At 37.7% G+C, this 17,747-nt stretch carries 18 protein-coding genes; 6 read left to right on the top strand and 12 right to left on the bottom strand.

The window, feature by feature from the left end; all coding sequences use genetic code 11:
* The first annotated feature begins 34 nt into the window (after window positions 1-34).
* Window positions 35-310, top strand: a complete 276-nt coding sequence (locus ACKWCD_RS04955) for a peptide methionine sulfoxide reductase (RefSeq protein WP_413982827.1) — start codon at window positions 35-37, stop codon at window positions 308-310.
* Entirely contained in the window at window positions 297-791 is a 495-nt protein-coding gene (msrA, locus tag ACKWCD_RS04950; protein ID WP_413982826.1) for a peptide-methionine (S)-S-oxide reductase MsrA, read from the top strand. The genes ACKWCD_RS04955 and msrA overlap by 14 nt, the downstream gene beginning before the upstream one ends.
* Here the strand turns inward: msrA and mnmE are convergent, their stop codons facing one another.
* Window positions 792-2,204: a tRNA uridine-5-carboxymethylaminomethyl(34) synthesis GTPase MnmE gene (gene mnmE, locus ACKWCD_RS04945; RefSeq protein WP_413982825.1), complete on the bottom strand. Its 1,413-nt coding sequence runs from the start codon at window positions 2,202-2,204 to the stop codon at window positions 792-794.
* 23 nt (window positions 2,205-2,227) lie between these two features.
* On the opposite strand from mnmE, the gene ACKWCD_RS04940 reads away from it, so the two are divergent.
* Window positions 2,228-2,719, top strand: coding sequence for a hypothetical protein (locus ACKWCD_RS04940; protein WP_413982824.1), 492 nt, complete (start codon window positions 2,228-2,230; stop codon window positions 2,717-2,719).
* Window positions 2,720-2,786: 67 nt separating this feature from the next.
* Window positions 2,787-3,149 carry a DUF4870 domain-containing protein gene (locus ACKWCD_RS04935; protein WP_138659374.1) on the top strand — a complete coding sequence of 121 codons (363 nt, stop codon included), beginning with the start codon at window positions 2,787-2,789 and terminating at the stop codon, window positions 3,147-3,149.
* Between the two features lie 71 nt (window positions 3,150-3,220).
* Here the strand turns inward: ACKWCD_RS04935 and dnaN are convergent, their stop codons facing one another.
* From dnaN to ACKWCD_RS04920, 3 genes are all read right to left on the bottom strand, one after another.
* Entirely contained in the window at window positions 3,221-4,339 is a 1,119-nt protein-coding gene (dnaN, locus tag ACKWCD_RS04930) for a DNA polymerase III subunit beta (RefSeq protein WP_413982823.1), read from the bottom strand.
* 301 nt (window positions 4,340-4,640) lie between these two features.
* Window positions 4,641-4,937 (bottom strand): putative quinol monooxygenase, encoded by a 297-nt coding sequence (locus ACKWCD_RS04925; RefSeq protein ID WP_413982822.1) that lies wholly within the window; start codon window positions 4,935-4,937, stop codon window positions 4,641-4,643.
* On the bottom strand, window positions 4,938-5,768 hold the full coding sequence (locus ACKWCD_RS04920; RefSeq protein WP_413982821.1) for an SAM hydrolase/SAM-dependent halogenase family protein: 831 nt from the start codon (window positions 5,766-5,768) through the stop codon (window positions 4,938-4,940).
* A gap of 288 nt (window positions 5,769-6,056) precedes the next feature.
* Here ACKWCD_RS04920 and ACKWCD_RS04915 point away from each other — a divergent pair, with 288 nt between their 5' ends.
* Together ACKWCD_RS04915 and ACKWCD_RS04910 are read left to right on the top strand one after the other, a co-directional pair.
* Entirely contained in the window at window positions 6,057-7,010 is a 954-nt protein-coding gene (locus ACKWCD_RS04915) for a PhoH family protein (RefSeq protein ID WP_413982820.1), read from the top strand.
* A 4-nt stretch (window positions 7,011-7,014) separates the two neighbouring features.
* Window positions 7,015-7,962: a phosphoribosylaminoimidazolesuccinocarboxamide synthase gene (locus ACKWCD_RS04910; RefSeq protein WP_413982819.1), complete on the top strand. Its 948-nt coding sequence runs from the start codon at window positions 7,015-7,017 to the stop codon at window positions 7,960-7,962.
* 47 nt (window positions 7,963-8,009) lie between these two features.
* Here ACKWCD_RS04910 and ACKWCD_RS04905 read toward each other — a convergent pair whose 3' ends face one another.
* The 8 genes from ACKWCD_RS04905 to ACKWCD_RS04870 form a co-directional block, all read right to left on the bottom strand.
* Entirely contained in the window at window positions 8,010-8,429 is a 420-nt protein-coding gene (locus tag ACKWCD_RS04905; protein ID WP_413982818.1) for a DUF2147 domain-containing protein, read from the bottom strand.
* 589 nt (window positions 8,430-9,018) lie between these two features.
* Complete coding sequence (locus tag ACKWCD_RS04900) at window positions 9,019-9,594, bottom strand: Crp/Fnr family transcriptional regulator (protein ID WP_413982817.1); 576 nt, start codon at window positions 9,592-9,594, stop codon at window positions 9,019-9,021.
* Between the two features lie 46 nt (window positions 9,595-9,640).
* Window positions 9,641-11,251, bottom strand: a complete 1,611-nt coding sequence (locus ACKWCD_RS04895; protein WP_413982816.1) for a M1 family metallopeptidase — start codon at window positions 11,249-11,251, stop codon at window positions 9,641-9,643.
* A 104-nt stretch (window positions 11,252-11,355) separates the two neighbouring features.
* Window positions 11,356-12,687, bottom strand: coding sequence for a M28 family peptidase (locus ACKWCD_RS04890; protein WP_413982815.1), 1,332 nt, complete (start codon window positions 12,685-12,687; stop codon window positions 11,356-11,358).
* 62 nt (window positions 12,688-12,749) lie between these two features.
* Window positions 12,750-13,913: an MFS transporter gene (locus ACKWCD_RS04885; protein ID WP_413982814.1), complete on the bottom strand. Its 1,164-nt coding sequence runs from the start codon at window positions 13,911-13,913 to the stop codon at window positions 12,750-12,752.
* 6 nt (window positions 13,914-13,919) lie between these two features.
* On the bottom strand, window positions 13,920-15,446 hold the full coding sequence (locus tag ACKWCD_RS04880; protein ID WP_413982813.1) for a nuclear transport factor 2 family protein: 1,527 nt from the start codon (window positions 15,444-15,446) through the stop codon (window positions 13,920-13,922).
* A 6-nt stretch (window positions 15,447-15,452) separates the two neighbouring features.
* Window positions 15,453-16,895 (bottom strand): pyridoxal phosphate-dependent decarboxylase family protein, encoded by a 1,443-nt coding sequence (locus ACKWCD_RS04875; RefSeq protein ID WP_413982812.1) that lies wholly within the window; start codon window positions 16,893-16,895, stop codon window positions 15,453-15,455.
* A 51-nt stretch (window positions 16,896-16,946) separates the two neighbouring features.
* Window positions 16,947-17,732, bottom strand: coding sequence for a hypothetical protein (locus ACKWCD_RS04870; RefSeq protein WP_413982811.1), 786 nt, complete (start codon window positions 17,730-17,732; stop codon window positions 16,947-16,949).
* Window positions 17,733-17,747 lie beyond the last annotated feature (15 nt).

Below are 17,747 nucleotides of genomic sequence, written 5' to 3'. Positions count from 1 at the left end.
ATTGCTATAAAATTAGACTATTGTATAAATTAAAATGGTTTTAGAAAAGATTCAAAGCTTGCCAGAGGGGTATTCAGAAGGAAAGTACCTTGACAAAAGATATGGCATTTCAAAGACCACTTTTAATGATGGAAAATCTTTCAAGGTGTATGCGGAAGAATTAGGCGGCACAGATTTTATCAGTTTGAATTATTACTGTACAGCATCTGAAGGACTTTTAAAACCTTGTGAAATGCCGGAGGAAAAGGTAATAGCGTTTTTAAAAAATGTTGAAATTAAAAAGATAGAAGATACAGATGAGCACAAATAAAAAAGCATATATCGCAGGAGGTTGTTTTTGGGGAATGGAGGATTTGTTTCGAACGCGTCCGGGAATATTAGACACTGAAGTTGGTTATATCGGTGGAGAAAATGATAATCCCACCTATAGAAATCACCCAGGTCACGCAGAAGGTATTGAATTGATTTATAATCCTGAGGTAACTTCTTTCAAAGAAATATTAGACTATTTCTTTAGAATTCACAATCCCACAACAATTGACCAACAAGGAAATGATCGAGGGTCTAGTTATCGTTCTGCTATATTTTTTCAAGACGAAGAAGAGAAAGTAATTGCCGAGGAAGTTATAAAAATAGTGGAAGACTCCAATAAATGGGAGGGTAGGGTAGTAACCACCTTAGAACCGTACACTACTTTCTGGGCGGCAGAGCCAGAACATCAAGACTATCTGGTGCGGATTCCGAATGGGTATACCTGTCATTTTGAAAGGTTTAAGGAGCCATTTGTTTGATTACTTTCCGATACAGAAATTAGCAAAAATATTACCAAGTAAATCATCATTGGTAATCTCACCAGTGATTTCCCCAAAATGATCCAAAGCTTCTCGAATATCCAAGGAAAGTAAATCACCCGAAACACCATCATCCATTCCAAATTTTACTTTTTCAACGGCTTCTAAGGCCTTGATTAGAGAATCATAGTGTCTGGTATTAGTGACAATAGTTTCGTTATTTCTTAGTGATCCGGTATTAACGAAATTGAGTAGTTGATTTTTTAATTCTTCGATACCCTCACCTGTTTTTGCTGATAAAAACTGTACTGTAAGTCCTTCGACTTCGCTCAGGATGACATTTAGATTGCTTTTTGTCTTAGCGTTGATGAGATCATTCTTATTGACTAGAGCAATAATGGGTTTTTGTGGATACTTGTTTTTAAGTTTTCGTAATTCAATACTTAAATTTTCCAGTGGATTTCCTTTGGCCTGAACTTCTTCTGCATTAATCAAATACAATATAACCTGGGCTTGTTCGATTTTTTCAAAGGTCTTTCGAATACCTATGCCTTCCACAACATCCTCGGTTTCTCGAATTCCCGCAGTATCTATAAAACGAAAACCTAAACCACCAATCGAAATTTCATCTTCAATAGTATCCCGCGTGGTACCAGCAATTTCCGAAACTATGGCTCTTTCTTCATTCAGAAGAGCATTGAGTAAGGTGGATTTCCCAACATTGGGTTCTCCGACAATGGCTACGGGAATTCCGTTTTTAATAACATTTCCGACAGCAAAAGAATCAATCAATCTTCGGAGTACGCTTTGAATCCGATGCAACAAATCTTTGAATTGGTCACGGTTTGCAAATTCAACATCTTCTTCTGCGAAATCAAGCTCTAACTCAATAAGTGATGCAAAGTTCAAAAGTTCATCTCGCAAAGCCTTAATCTCATTGCTAAAACCACCTCGCATTTGCTGAATAGCGATTTGGTGACTTGCTTCATTATCGGATGCAATTAAATCCGCCACTGCTTCTGCTTGACTTAGATCTAGTTTTCCGTTTAAGAAAGCACGAAGGGTAAATTCACCTGCATCTGCCATTCGGCAACCATTCCGAAGGAATAGTTGAATGATTTGTTGTTGTATGTATTGTGAACCATGACAGGATATCTCGACAACATCTTCTCCCGTATAGGAATGTGGATTCTTGAAAATTGAAACTAAAACTTGGTCATAGGTTTTATTCCCTTCCACGATATGACCCAATAATATGGTATGGCTTTTTTGCTTGGTTAGATTTTTTCCATGGATGGATTTAAAGAAATCCCCAACTGTAGATATGGCATCTACACCTGAAACACGAATAATTGCGATTGCCCCAGCTCCTGAGGGAGTGGCCAAGGCGATAATAGTGTCTTTTAAAAGCATAGGCAAAAATAGCTAAAATAGGTTTGATTATTTTATATCTTAGGGGTTCACTAACTAAGGTTGATATCATGATAAAATCCCTCTTAATACTAACGACATTATTCGCTTTTGTTCATTTTGGAAACGCTCAAGAAACTGAACAAGCTTCTGACTCCGTGTTAGTTGCACAGCAAGAAATTGAAAAGCAAAAACAAGAGTTGAAGGAAGCTAAGCAAAAGCAAAAGGAAATCGATAAAGCAGAAAAAGCCCAAAAGAAAGCTGAAAAGGCTCAAAAAAAAGCCGAAAAGGCTGTAAAAAAGCAAGAAAAACTGCTTGCTGCAATAAGCGCTAAGAAAAAAGGAATTGAGAAAAGCGAGATGAAAATCCGAAAATTGCAAAGTAAATTAGCTAAAGGAAGAACCAAAGGAAAGATGTCTCCCGCAGATGAATCGAAAATTAATCAAAAGGTTAAGAAGCTAGAACTATCGATTGCCAAAGACAAAGAGAAGCTTACCAAACTTCAACAAAAACAATAATTAAAGAAAACTGTAACAAATTCCCCTAAAATCTGTCTTATAGGTAAGAACCCCTAAAATAGATATTATGGAAATCATCAATCAAAAATCAATTCAAAGGACTGACAATCAATTGTTAGCCTTGACACACGCATCTCAATTACTAACATACCTTACCGGTTTTGGTGGACTAATAGTACCACTAGTAATATGGTTAAGCTCAAAGGATTCCGTTCATGGAATGGACGAACACGGTAGGTCAATCATCAACTTTCAGTTGACCATGATTTTATTGTTCGTATTAAGCTTTCCGGCTATATTATTATTCGGACTCGGAATTCTAGGCTTTATTTACGTTGGTATAATCGGATTTATACTTCCGATAGTAAATGCCGTAAGAGCTGCAAACGGAGAAGCTCCTAGTTACTTCTCAACAATCAAGTTTATCTAGAGTACAATAGTATTTCAAATAAAAAACCCTGAAGCATTTGCTTCAGGGTTTTTCTATATTTTAAAGTGTTTCTAGCTATTCAGCATCACTGGCATCACTAGCATAGTTACATGTTCGCCTTCGTCTAAACCATCTGAGGGCGTTAAGATTCCCGCTCTATTTGGCAAACTCATTTCTAACGAAACTTCATCGGAAGTGAGGTTGTTCAACATTTCAGTTAAGAAGCGTGAGTTGAATCCGATTTGCATATCGTCACCTTGATAGGCGCAAGTCAGACGTTCTTCCGCTTTGTTGCTGTAATCGATATCTTCTGCAGATATATTTAATTCCGCCCCGGCAATCTTCAAACGGATTTGATGCGTGGTTTTATTAGAGAAAATAGAAACCCTGCGTACAGAACTCAAAAACTGGTTTCTTGAAATCGTAAGCATATTTGGATTTTCCTTCGGAATTACCGCTTCATAGTTCGGATATTTCCCATCAATCAAACGACAAATCAATTCCGTATCATCAAAACTGAATTTGGCATTACTATCATTGTATTCGATTACTACATCTGATTCGCTTCCCGCTAAAATACCTTTCAAAAGATTTAAAGGTTTCTTGGGCATAATAAACTCAGCAACCTGAGATGCAGAAACATCTTCGCGTTGGTACTTTACCAATTTATGGGCATCAGTTGCAACGAAAGTCAAGTTTTCTGGAGAAAACTGGAAGAACACACCGCTCATTACAGGGCGTAAATCATCGTTGCCAGCGGCAAAAATCGTCTTGTTTATAGCCGTAGCAAGAATATCCCCTAAAATGGTTGTTGAACTCGGGTTTGCCAATTCCACAGCTTTTGGGAATTCTGCTCCATCCGCATAGGCCAAAGCATATTTACCATGGTTAGAACTTATTTCAACCGTATTATTATCCTCAACAACAAAAGTCAAAGGTTGCTCAGGAAAAGTCTTTAATGTTTCCAATAACAAACGTGCAGGAACTGCGATAACTCCTTCATTATCAGAATCTACGTTCAGAACAGAACTCATCGTAGTTTCTAAATCCGACGCGGAAACAGTCAATTTGTTTTGCTTTAAATCGAACAAGAAATTATCCAAAATAGGCAATGTGTTACTATTATTGATAACACCGCCCAAAACTTGTAGTTGTTTCAGTAAATAAGTGCTGGATACTATAAATTTCATGTGCGCTTTCTTTAGTTGAGTTCGTTTTTTTGATACAAAAGAGATGCAATTTACTACGTCTCCTAGGCAAACAAAGATATTTGAATTCGGGTTTTTATCGAAACAAACTTATTAACACTTCTGGGCTCATTTCGAAAACTTAAAAATACGGAATCTTAATATGTAAATAGAAGGTAATGCTTTGAAATACTAGGATTTCCAATGAGAATATTTGTCAAGACAATGAATCGCAATAGAAACGAGGTTTTATTTCAAAACTGAAATGTTTATAACTGTGGATTATTCCCTTCGTAGAAAGTCCTCAAGGCAAACTTTCAATCTTGTTTACACTCCAAGCTTCTGGCTTAGCAGAAAATAGAACTTTGGTACGAGCCCAAACGGATTTGAAGAAGTCTGAATTTCTATACGCATCCAGATTCGCTTCTTCTTCCCAATAGCTATAGGTGAAAAATATGGTTTCGTCTTTTTTGTCCTGATATAGCTCGAGAAAAGTGCATCCCTCAGAACTTCGAATGGTTTCCTTGCTCTCCTCAAAAACAGCTTTAAACAAAGGAATATTTTCCTTTTCAAACTTCATTTTTACAATGCGAACAAACATTTATAGGAAGTTGATGGTTATGGTATCTCTGTAGTCGAGTCCGAGTAGGGAAGAGGCTCCTCCCACAGTATTCAAATCACTTTTATAGATAGCAAGCTCGATATATTCCGAAGAGTTAAAAAGTGCCAACAAATCACCAGCTCCTTTGCGTTTTTCTTTTTCAAGGCTAAAATTGATAATATCGCTGTATTTGTTATGAATCTGTTTGATTTTGGTAGTTCGTGCATTCAGCTCGAAGTCCCTGCCTTTGCGGTAAGCGTCAAAGAACTTCTTTCGAATATTGGTAACCACATTGCCGTAATTATCGATATAAATCACACTCCCAATGATTTTGTTTCCGCTATCGGTTACAATGGGCTGAAATCCAGTAAGGTCTTTTAGTTGGTCAAAGGCTTTACCCACAACCTCTAAGGTCCCACCACGGGCAATATGACAGGCGACTTGAATAAAAACATCCATTACCGGGAAAGAACCATGAAGTGGATTGGGAATATTAATCTCCACAACTTTCTCTGGATTGATTTCCGAAGTCAGCAAACCAATTACGCCATTATTGGATGTGATAAAATAATGGCCATCAAGAAATACCGCGATATGCTGGTTTTCCTGAGTGGGTTCTGAATCTACTCCGATAATATGAATAGTACCATCAGGAAAGCTTTTATACGAGTTCTCTAAAATATAAGCGCATTCTTGAATGTTGAACGGACTAATACCATGCGAAATATCAACAATTTTGGCGTCGGGCAGTTCTTTGTAGATACTGCCTTTTAGGGCGCCTACAAAGTGGTCTTTAAGTCCGAAATCAGTAGTGAGGGTGATGATTGCCATGCAGCAATGTTGATATGTTTTTGGTTAATAAAAGGTATAATTTGATTACTTTTATCGAACTAATTTGTGGTGTTTGTATTCAAGCGAAAATTAGATATTTTTTGACCATTTGAAGTCTTTTTAGATTTGCATAGCTGGGCTACGGAAGGATAAAAAGAGGAAAAATGGGCGTAAAAGAGCAATTTTTTAGCGAATACGGGCAGTACGAATTAGTTCGTATTGTAAAATTAATCAAAAAAACAGCCTAGCGAAATTATATTTCAAGGCATAACGCAAACACCTCACTTTTTGAACGAACTTATACTAGAACTTACCGATATCAGTCCCAGAGAATTTTTTGGACAAGGGAACGAGAATATCAATTTAATAAAGAAATATTTCCCAAAACTTAAGATTGTCGCCCGCGGTAGTAAAATAAAAGCCTATGGCGATGAAGAGTTGCTTGAGGAGTTTGACAAGCGTTTTGAGATGCTAGCGAATTACTACATTAAGTACAATAAACTTGATGAAAATGCTATAGAACGAGTGCTTACTGCAAATGATTCTGACGATAATAAATCCTCTGAAAAAGCGGGAGAAACTTTGGTGCATGGTGTTGCTGGTAGGTTAATAAAAGCACAAACGGCCAACCAGCGGAAATTGGTCGATGCCTCTAAGAAAAACGATATGGTTTTTGCCATTGGTCCTGCGGGAACTGGCAAAACGTATACGGGAGTTGCTTTGGCAGTTAAAGCACTGAAAGAGAAACAGGTAAAACGAATTATCTTAACTAGACCTGCAGTAGAGGCGGGTGAAAATTTAGGATTTCTACCTGGGGATTTAAAGGAAAAGCTAGACCCGTATATGCAGCCTTTATACGATGCCTTACGGGATATGATTTCTCCGGAAAAGCTAACCCATTATATCGAAAACGGAACCATTCAAATTGCACCTATGGCATTTATGAGAGGGCGTACTTTAGACAATGCTTTTGTTATTTTGGATGAAGCACAGAATACCACTCATGCTCAAATGAAAATGTTCTTAACACGGATGGGAAAGAATGCCAAGTTCTTAATCACTGGTGACCCGGGACAAATAGATTTACCACGAAGAGTAACCTCAGGTTTAAAGGAAGCCATTCTCGTATTGCAAAATGTAGAAGGTATTTCAGTGATTCATTTGGATGACAAAGACGTTATCCGTCATAAACTAGTCAAAAAAGTTATTTCGGCCTATAAAAGCATAGAGCATCAAAATTAAGTACATGAGTAATACGATTATCGATACCAATTTTAATTTCCCAAATCAAAAAAGTGTCTACAAAGGAAAGGTCAGAGAAGTATATGCTTTAGAAGATGATGTCCTCGTGATGATAGCTACAGACAGGCTTTCAGCTTTTGATGTGGTTATGCCTAAAGGGATTCCGTACAAAGGTCAGATTTTGAATCAGATAGCAACCAAAATGATGGCGGCTACAGAAGATATTGTACCAAACTGGTTAAGTGCTACTCCGGACCCAAATGTGGCGGTAGGAGCTGCTTGTGAACCCTTTATGGTGGAAATGGTAATCCGCGGTTATATGTCCGGACATGCCGCACGTGAGTATAAGGCGGGAAGACGAATGTTATGTGGTGTGCCGATGCCAGACGGAATGCAGGAGAATGACAAATTTCCTGAACCTATTATTACTCCCGCAACCAAAGCAGAGCAGGGAGACCACGATGAAGATATTTCTAAAGAAGATATTTTAAAAAGAGGTATTGTATCCGCTGAAGATTATGAAGTTCTAGAAAAGTATACCAAAGCCTTGTTCCAACGTGGGAAAGAAATCGCCGCAGAACGCGGATTGATTTTGGTAGACACCAAATACGAGTTTGGAAAAACTAAAGAAGGTAAGATTGTTCTAATAGATGAAATTCACACGCCAGACTCTTCCCGTTATTTCTATACGGATGGCTATCAAGAGCGCCAAGATAGGGGAGAAGCTCAAAAACAACTTTCGAAAGAGTTTGTTAGACAATGGCTTATCTCAAATAATTTTCAGGGATTAGAAGGTCAGACTGTGCCTCATATGTCCGATGAATATATCGAGACCGTTTCGGAACGTTATATTGAATTGTATGAGAATATTACTGGAGAAACCTTTATAAAAGCTGATATCTCTAATATTCAAGAGCGTATTGAGAATAACGTTTTGGAGTATTTAAAGTAACCTTTTATTTCCCCTCCTTGGAGGGCCTAGGGGTGGGTTTTAAAAATTTACTCTTTTCTACGCCAATATTGCGTACGCCCAAGAAGTGAAAACCCTAAATACCCTCTTACTTTCAATTTATTGGTTTCTTCAAGCTGTAAATAGCACTTGTAGGTTTTTCCATTTTCGGGGTCTAGAATAGTACCTCCATTAAATTCATCATCGTCCTTTTGCAAGTCTTCTATAATAACCAATCCGCTTATGGGTTGGTCTTTTTTCGCTCCCTCACACTTTTCGCAGATACCACTTGTACCTTTAACATAGCTCTCCACAATTTTAGCGAAGTATTTATCATTGGTTTGATAGATTTCTATTAGTGCTTTCTTCTGGTTGGTTTCATCGTCATAGGTTTCCCATTGCCCTAAAATACCTTGACCATTGGTTGTAAGACTTAAAGTTGCGATGAAAATTATATAGAGATATTTCATTGTTCAATAATTTTTAAACTGTTTTGTGAATATGTGAATTAGTGCTATTGCTATTTAAATTATTAAAAGTTATGCTTAAGAAGCTTAAAGATAAGAATTCGAATAATACTCTGGTCCAATGCAGATATTCCCAGGTTACTAATTCAGATTGGAGTTGTGTAGCACTTAAATTTGCATCGTAGAACAGTTGATTTGCATCTTTAAAATAAGCGTAGAATAGAGCAATAACCAAAAAACTAAAAAACATGGATAAAAGAGAATAATTTAGTGCTCGAGACTTTTTCAAAAAACAATAAACACTAATAAACGTGGTTAACACAACCGAAATAACTGTTAGGATTGTGTAAAATCTTCCAATCTTCAAGCCAAAAATGGAATAGTACTCGTAAAATTTCATAGCAGATAAGGTTTTCCAATACGGAACTAATAAACATCCCTCGGTAATCTGGCTTCCCAAAAAAATAGAGTAAACTGCAATTATAGCATATCTTAAAATATGATGCATTTGATGTTGTATTTGAAATCAATTTAAATAGATTCCAAATTTCAAGATTTCCTTTTATGCTCACATTTACATATGTAAAGAAAATTAGGAAGTACTCAACTTTCTTCTAATCCTACTTAATTGGGTTGGAGATATACCTAAATAAGAAGCTATATGATATTGTGGAACAATAGATTCTATTGTTGGAAAACGTTCTCTCATATTCAAGTACCGTTTATCGGCATCTAGCAGAGCCATTTCAATTTCCTTTTGCTCCTTCTCTAAGAAATAAAACTCGGCAATCTTTCTTCCCAATCTTTCCAAGTCATGAAATTTATCATAGAGTTTTTCCAACTCTTGAAAATCAGCCACAAGAATTTCGCTATCGGATAAGGCTTGCTGGGCTATTTTATTTGGTTCCTTGGTTAGTAGGGAGGAGTACGCCCCAATTATCGCGGGACCAATAAAGAATTGTTTATTATACTCTTTACCTTCAGGATTTAGAAAATAGGCTCGTAAAATACCCTTTTTAAGAAATCCGATTTGATGCGCGCGTTCACCTTCTTTTACAAAAAAGTCATTTTTATAAAGTTGTTCAGGTCTAAAGCATTCTTGAAGCACTGCAAAAGTTTTCTTTTCAAGGGGACTGATTTCATCAATATACTTTTGGAAGTCCTTCATTGTTAGGTGCTACAACGATTTATGAAATAGAAAAAATATTAGAGAATTAATTTAACTTTTTGCTATTTACGTAATAGTTACGGTCTACCTTAAATTCTGGTAATCCTTCTATTTTATTTGTATTCCATTCCGTACTTGGAATAAGAGCATGTGCTTGGTCTCCTAAAAATACCTGTAATGGCATATCAAAACCATCGATAACATTTGTATATCTATATTTTAAAACATTCTCACTCAATTCGTATTCCAAAACGGGAATATCAGCGGTCCGTAAGTATTGGTCAAAGACCTTGGAAAAATCCATTCCTGCTTTCTCCGAAATATAGTTTTCAATTTCTTGTGTTGTCACCGTTTGATGGTAGAAATCTTTATTTAATCCCCGAAGGATTTGCCGCCATTTTTCATCATCGTTTATCAATTGACGGATGGTATGTAACAGGTTTGAACCCTTGTAATACATGTCCTTGCTACCTTCTTGATTGACTCCGTAAGGACCAATAACAGGTTTATCATTAACGATGTTTTGGCGTAGTCCAATTACATAATCTTCAGCAGCCTCTTTTCCATAATGATAGTCCAAGAAGATGTTTTCAGAATAGGAGGTAAACCCTTCATGTACCCACATATCTGCAGCATCTTTATAAGTGATGTTATTGGCGAACCATTCATGACCCGCTTCATGTATGATGATAAAATCAAATTTTAATCCCCAACCGGTGCTAGATAAGTCTCGACCTAAATAGCCTTGTTGCCATTGGTTTCCATAAGTCACTGAACTTTGGTGTTCCATTCCTAAATAAGGCACTTGAACTAACTTAAAGCTATCCTCATAAAAAGGATAAGGTCCAAACCAGTGCTCAAAAGCTTTCATCATCTTAGGCGCATCTTTGAACTGTTCTTTTGCTTTTTCCAAATCATCACGGAGCACATAATAATCCATATCTAAGGTTCCTTTTTCACCTTCAAATTTTTCCCCGAAATACACATAATCGCCTATATTGACATTAACCCCGTAATTATTTATAGGGTTTTTCACGAACCAGTGGTAGGTATTTGTGGCTTCATCAACTTTTCGCAACCTACCGTTTGAAACATTCATTAAACCTTTCGGGACTTTCACACTTATAGCCATGCTGTCTACTTCGTCGTACATGTGGTCCTTGTTGGGCCACCAGACACTTGCACCTAAACCTTGACAAGAGGTTGCCACAAAATGTTTCCCATTGCTATCTTTCTTCCATGAAAAACCGCCGTCCCAAGGGGCACGAACAGCTTCTTTTGGTTTCCCTGAATAATGAACTATGACCTCATTGAAGTCTCCTTTTCTTTGCTCTTTTTTTAGATGGATGAAATGTGCATTTCCATTAGACTTGACTTCCAACTCTTTTCCGTCTTGTGTAACTTTTTTAATTTTCAACGGTGGTTGCAAATCAACTTGTAAGACATCTTGTTTCTCTAAAACCTTGTAACGAATGGTATTGCTTCCCGAAATATATTTCTCATCAGGTTTTACCTCGATATCGAGATGATAATAGTTCAAATCCCACCAAGCACGTTCGGGAGTGATGCTTCCCCGCAGGGTGTCTTGTTCCGTAAATTTTTGACTGAATATTGTAGTGGTAAATGTTAGTAATAGAATTAATAATGTGTTCTTCATGATAATAATTTCAAGTAAGTCAAAAATTTAAAATTCCAAATAGCAAGCACCAAATTCCAATATAGGATTTTGGAATTTGGACTTTAAGAGTTGGTATTTGTTTTTCATCGAAAAACAGCATTTGGAAAAACTACAGGACTTTCAAATCCATCTTTCCCCACAGCTGAAACTCCGAAAAAGAAATTATCAATAACGATTCCATCTAAGGCGTATTCAGATACATCACCAACAAATCGGCTATTGTCCCAAGTTGGCGAAGTGGTATCTCTCCAATAGATTTTATACCCTACAGCGCCATCTACTTTGCTCCATTTAAACTTAGCTGATGGTTCGACTATTCCTCCGATTTCAACTTTTGCTGGAGCGGCTGGAGCCCAAGCTAGTGATGCCATATTTATTGCATTAACAGCAGTCAACTTTTTCGCGTAATCAAAGTTTACATGCTCCAAAACATCGCCGTAATTGATTCCGTTTTCGGTGCGAATATCCTGGTGTTGTTGGGTATAGTTTTCGTGAGCCTCCATAATACGAATACCTGCGTAGCCTGCATCATTAAACGGACGGTGGTGACCACCACGACCAAATCTATCCAAACGATAAATCATCATGGGGTTCATTTCGGGCATATAGGTTTTGGTTGTTTTATGCACGTAACGGGCGAGTTGACGCGAAACGCCATCAACTTCTCCACCATAAAAACGTCTTGCTCTTCTTTGTTTTTCTGTTTCTGTGGCGGGAACCGGTTCTGAGAAAATTCTAAAATCGCGATTGCTAATAACGCCATCTACACCTGTGATGTTTCCTATCATGTCATTATTAAAAATTCCGGTGATTTCCCAACCGTTTGCTTTCATTTGTTTTACCAATCCTTGTCCACCGAATAAACCTTGCTCCTCCCCAGAAAGTCCCAAATAAATGATGCTGCTTTCAAATTTGTATTTGGATAGTACTCTGGCTGCTTCAATGGTTCCTGCCATTCCACTGGCATTATCATTTGCGCCTGGTGAATCATCTGTAAAATTGGTCGGGTCACTTACGCGAGAATCAATATCCCCACTCATAATAATGTATCGATTTGGATATTTTGTTCCCCTTTGAACCGCTACCACATTTACGATATACACATCATTGACGATGCGATTATTTCTTCCCTTTTCCACCAAGTCTCTTTGGAAGGAAACATCTAAGCAATTATTGCAATCTGATGAAATTTTATCGAATTCACTTTTAATCCATCGTCTTGCAGCGCCTATACCGCGTGTGGTCGAGACCGTATCACTTAAAGTGTGTCTGGTGCCAAAGTTCGCAAGGGTAGTGACATCCTTTTCAATACGCTCTGCGGAAATCGCATCGATAATGTCATAAATACGTTGGTCGGTTTGAGAAAATGAATAGGTCGAAACCAGTAAAATTGATAGTAAAAGAATTTTTTTCATGATACATATTTTGTCCGTTCTAAAATACGGTAATTCTTTGAGTTTAACCATTAAAACGGTTTCTAAGAAGATTTCCTTCCAAGACTGACTAAGCCAAGTAAAGGTCCTATTGCGAGGATTAAAAACAAGTGTTTCGGATTGATACTTTCTGATAGATAAGACAGCAATTGAATACTAACAATGCTTATCGCAAAACCGATACAATTGACCAATGTCAAACCAGTTCCTTTTAATTCAGTCGGAATTGAGCTTGCTACCAAATTAGAAAACTGAGGCGAATCTGCTGTAACGGCCATTCCCCACAAGCACCATCCCAATAAAAATAGTGGGGTTGGTATTTGGAAAAGTAGGGGTGAAAGAAGACATAATAATCCTGACAAGGCAAGGGCTCTGGAGGCAACTTTGTGACTTCCTGTTTTTTGAGCGATAAGTCCTCCAATACTGCATGATAATCCCCCTAAGAAAATGATTATGCCCGTCCACAAGGGGATTGAAAGTGTTTCTGAATTCAGGAGATTAAAGGTTTGAATTGCCAATGGTGTAAATGCCCAAAAGGCATAGAGTTCCCACATATGACCGAAATATCCGAAAGCAGCTTTTCTATATCCTGAGATTTTGAAAAGTTTGGAACCAGCGTTTAACTGTAGTTTGGTACTCGGTTTCCGGAAAGGACCATTGGGGACGAACATCCAAAGTAAAACTCCCCCTAAAACGGATAGTAGCGATACCGTTTTTACAACTGCATCCGGATTGCTTCCAAAGTCTGTATCACTAACCAAGTAGGGTAGTGCGGTTCCGAAAACTAAAGCCCCAACTAAAAACCCAAGTGCTTTTCCTAATCCTTTCTCATAGTAATCGGCTGCGATTTTCATTCCTACGGGATAAATCCCTGCCAAGAAAAAACCAGTGCCAAAACGCGCGGAGAGTAAAGTCCATTTTGAGATTTCTTCGGATAATAAAATCAAATTGCAAGCTGCAGCAAGCAAGGCGCAAACCATAAAAACTCGAGATGGAGAAAATCGATCTGCAATCATCAGGACAGCAAAAACTAAAGTTCCTGTGATAAAACCAAATTGTACTGAGGACAAGACATAACCAATGATTTCAGAGCCAAGTCCTGTCTTAATGGTTAGTTCGTCTACAATAGCGTTGCCGGCAAACCATAAAGAGGTACAGGCAAACTGTGAAAGAATGATTATCGGAAGAATATGTGCTTTGGGTTTCAAAAGCACCTACTGTATAAAAGTAACTTTTGCAATCTTACCGTCTTCTACCTTGTAGATAGCTACAGCGCTAAAATTACCTCCATTTGCCGTAATATACTCTTCATCAATTACATAGTCGGCGATACTAATTCGATTTTTGACAATGTAATTGAGGTCTGGAGTGGACTCAAAAAATTTCGAATAGCCTTCTCTCATTTTTCCCTTTCCGGTGTATTGGGCTTCATGGGGAAAATTATAAACTTCTACATTCGTAGTGTATGTTTCTAAAAATGCATCAATGTCTCGGGCATTATATGCGTCCATTTGGGTCTGAACTATAGGTTCAGGATTTGAAACGGTACTATCATCAAAAATGAACCTCATGCTTGAAATCTTTCCGTTTTCAACCTCATATAGTGCGACTTGCATCTGAATTTTTCCATTTCCGGTTACCTTTTCTTGGTCAATTACTTTATTACCAATAGTTATGCGCTTCACTACTTCCACATCGTAGACTTTATTCTCAGGAGATAAACTACTATAATTCTCCCGCATTTTTTCATGTCCCCTATAACGAATATCCATTGGAAAATTACTCACAAGCACATCTTCTGCGTAACAGTTGACAAAGGCGTCGAGGTCGCCGGCATTATACGAATCAACCTGTTTTTGAACGATGTTTGCCGGTGAGGGTTCCGCTACAAAAGCCAGTCTTGTGGCGTCTACATTCACGGCAAGACGGCTAATATTAGTAATATTTTTATCTGGAAAGCTTTGCAGAAGACTCCAGTTTTCATCATTTTTTGGATGGAATTTATAAAGCGCATTACCCATTCCTGCCACCAAAGTGCCATCTGGGAGCCAGCAAACATCCTCAGTTTTACCAATATCTAGTATTTTTTTAGTCGCGCCAGTTATTGGGTCTAGAGATTTTAATTCTGAGCTTTCCGAATTTTCTTTACTGATATAACTTACCAATTCCGTATTAGGAATATTTTGCAGTGACCTCCCTACATTTTTCTGTATGGTTCTATACTTTCCATTTTCGTCAAGATGGCAAAGAATTAAATTCATTCGGTTTTCAACCAATAGTGTTGCCACCAATATCTCTGGAGTATACCAGACGTGGTAGCCGATTTTTGCTCCTTCGATTATAACCTTTGATGAACCATCCTCAGGATTATACTCATATAGGCGTTGCAAGCCATCCATATCTAAGCGGATGGCAGAAACCGAATTTTTCTCTGGAATTCTTAACGGTGAATATTCACCGCCGGTCGGAGTGTCGGTAAGCCATTTTGATGTGCTTCCTTCTGCAATATTGAACTTTAAAACATCAGTTTGCCCATCTCTGGTTGAGGCAAACAAAATGGAGTTTGGGTCATAAAAGGAAGGCTGATTGTCATACCCCGGATTATTTGAAATATTTCTAGGGTTTGATAGTTGTATTTTTCCATCAATGGTCTCAATATCAACTAAATGGACCTCAGTATCGGGCTGAGCAAAAAGTTGAATGCATGTGAGTAATAGGACAAGAAATAGTATATTTTTCATAGGTTCTTAATTGTTTGGAGATAAAATAGCTTCTAGTTTTTCTTTCACTTTTTTTAGCAAAACTCTAAAATGTTCTTCAGTAGTAAAAGGATTCATCACCGTACATCGTAAATAATGTACTCCTCTCAATTTGGTTTGTACAATATAAAATTCTCCTTCTTCCAGCAATTGCTGACGGATGTTTGCATTTAAGTCATTTAAGGTATTCAAATTTAAATTAGCATCAACATATCGAAAACAAATGATATTTGAATTCGGTTCAATGGCCAATTCGAAGTTGGGTTCATTTTGAACAAGATTTCCAAAGGCCTTTCCCAAATCGTATAATTGGGTAACATATTCATCGAAAATACCTTCTCCGTAGGTCTTTAGCATCGTATACCAATGAATGCTCATCATCGTTTTGGTGCACTCAAAAGTCCGTTTGGCCTTGTTATACCAATCCTCATCATCGGATTGTACCAAAAGATAATCCGCTTTTTGACTGAAAGTGGCATGCGAATGATTCCCATCTTTAAAGAGTAGGGCAGTAGTGATGGTGGGTAACATCATCATTTTATGTCCATCTATTGCCACGGAATCTGCTTGGTCAATTCCCGCTACGGTATATTTATATTTTTCAGAGAAGATTGCAGCGCCTCCATGGGCACCGTCTACATGAAACCATAAATCGTGTTTTTGGGCAAAGTTCGCAATAGCTGTTAAATCATCGTAAACGCCTGTTGCAGTTGAGGGAGCACTTCCGACTATCGCAAAAACTTCTATGTTATTAGCACTTGCTTTTTCAAGTTCGCTTTCTAGCGTGGAAGTGTTCATTTTAAAGTCCTCCGTTGCCGGAATTTTGATAATTCCCTTCTCGCCCAAGCCCATAATCTTTGCAGCCCTATCCACACAATAATGCGCTTCTTCGGAGACCATAATTCCTAAGGACTGTTCATGTCCTTCGTTCCAAATGTCATTTTGGACTTTTGCTTTTCTCGCGGACAGTATAGCCGTCAAATTTGCTAAGGTTCCACCTGAGGTTAGAAAACCTCTTGAATCAGAATTGTATCCTATTTTTTTGCAAACTAAATCGGTGATGATACGCTCCATGGCGGACGGAGCCATACCCATTTCGTAGATGGCCATTCCATTGTTTAAAAAACCGCTCATCATAGCAGTAAGCGCCGTAATAGGGGCAGTGGGGGTGACCTGATGTCCAATGCATTTGGGGTTGTGGACTGAAGTTGTACGTTTTAGAATCTGTGCGAAGAGTTCGTTTTCATCTCCATTTTCAAGAAAATCATTCCAGAATGCACGCTCGTCTTCAGGAATATGCCAGTCTAATGTTGCAGTGCTCTCCTCGTTAATTTGAGCATCCAAATGGTCAGCGAGTTGATCAATTAATATATGCCCTCGCTTTCTAAAATCTTGAGGAGAATAGGCCTTTTGAAGCAACGATTTATCCATAGGATAAAGTTATTGATTTTAGGAGGAATCGACATCGTCACTTTTTAAATTTTAATGGAATGTGATTTCTTCTATCATACCCATAAGAATACACTTTTGCTCTTCGGTTTTGTAGAATAAATCAATAGATAGGGCAAAACCATTGATTTCTGTTATATAAGAGCAAATATTTCTATTTTCTCCTCCCAGAAGACGAAACGTAACGCTTTCCATTGAAGTGGTTTGAGTTTCTACACCTACGTACTCTTGGAATGTTACATTTGAAATTACCTTAGTTCTCGGTTCTGTATAATTCGGATGATGTAGGTTTTCGAATAAACGGATATAGGAACCCAAGGGTTTTCCGGAAAGGTTATGGGTTTGAATAATCATTTGATAATCGGCTCCAAAACGTTCTCTTCTTGATTTTTTGGAAAGGTAATCGTTCCATGCATCAAGGTTTTTGGTTTCCTTAATGTTTTGCATCCAATCAATTTTTACCAACTCAGGCTCAATTATGAGTAGGGACTGATTCTTTACTTTGGAGGATAGTTTTGGCTTGGCAAGAACGGAATCTCTTTCGTAAATACTTTTTTCGATATAGTCGTAAACTTTATAATTGCCTTTGTGCTTAGCTTGAACTGGCACTCTAAATCTAAAAAAATCATTGCAATAAGTACTATTGGTAATCACACCATAATCAAAATATTCAGGAACAATTTCTTTGGGTGTTCCAGCTTCTTTTTTCAATTCAAAAGACCCGAAAGTATTATAAACCGCGTATAAAAGACTACCTAAAAAGAGTAGCGTTAATATAAAGATATAGGGCTTTCGTTTTTCCTTTAGTTGTTGTTTCATAATACTTTGAAGATA

It is taken from the genome of Maribacter taeanensis (assembly GCF_047345145.1).
GTDB lineage: Bacteria > Bacteroidota > Bacteroidia > Flavobacteriales > Flavobacteriaceae > Maribacter_C.
The sequence above is the reverse complement of the archived record's forward strand: the minus strand, read 5'-3'. Positions and strand labels throughout refer to the sequence as shown.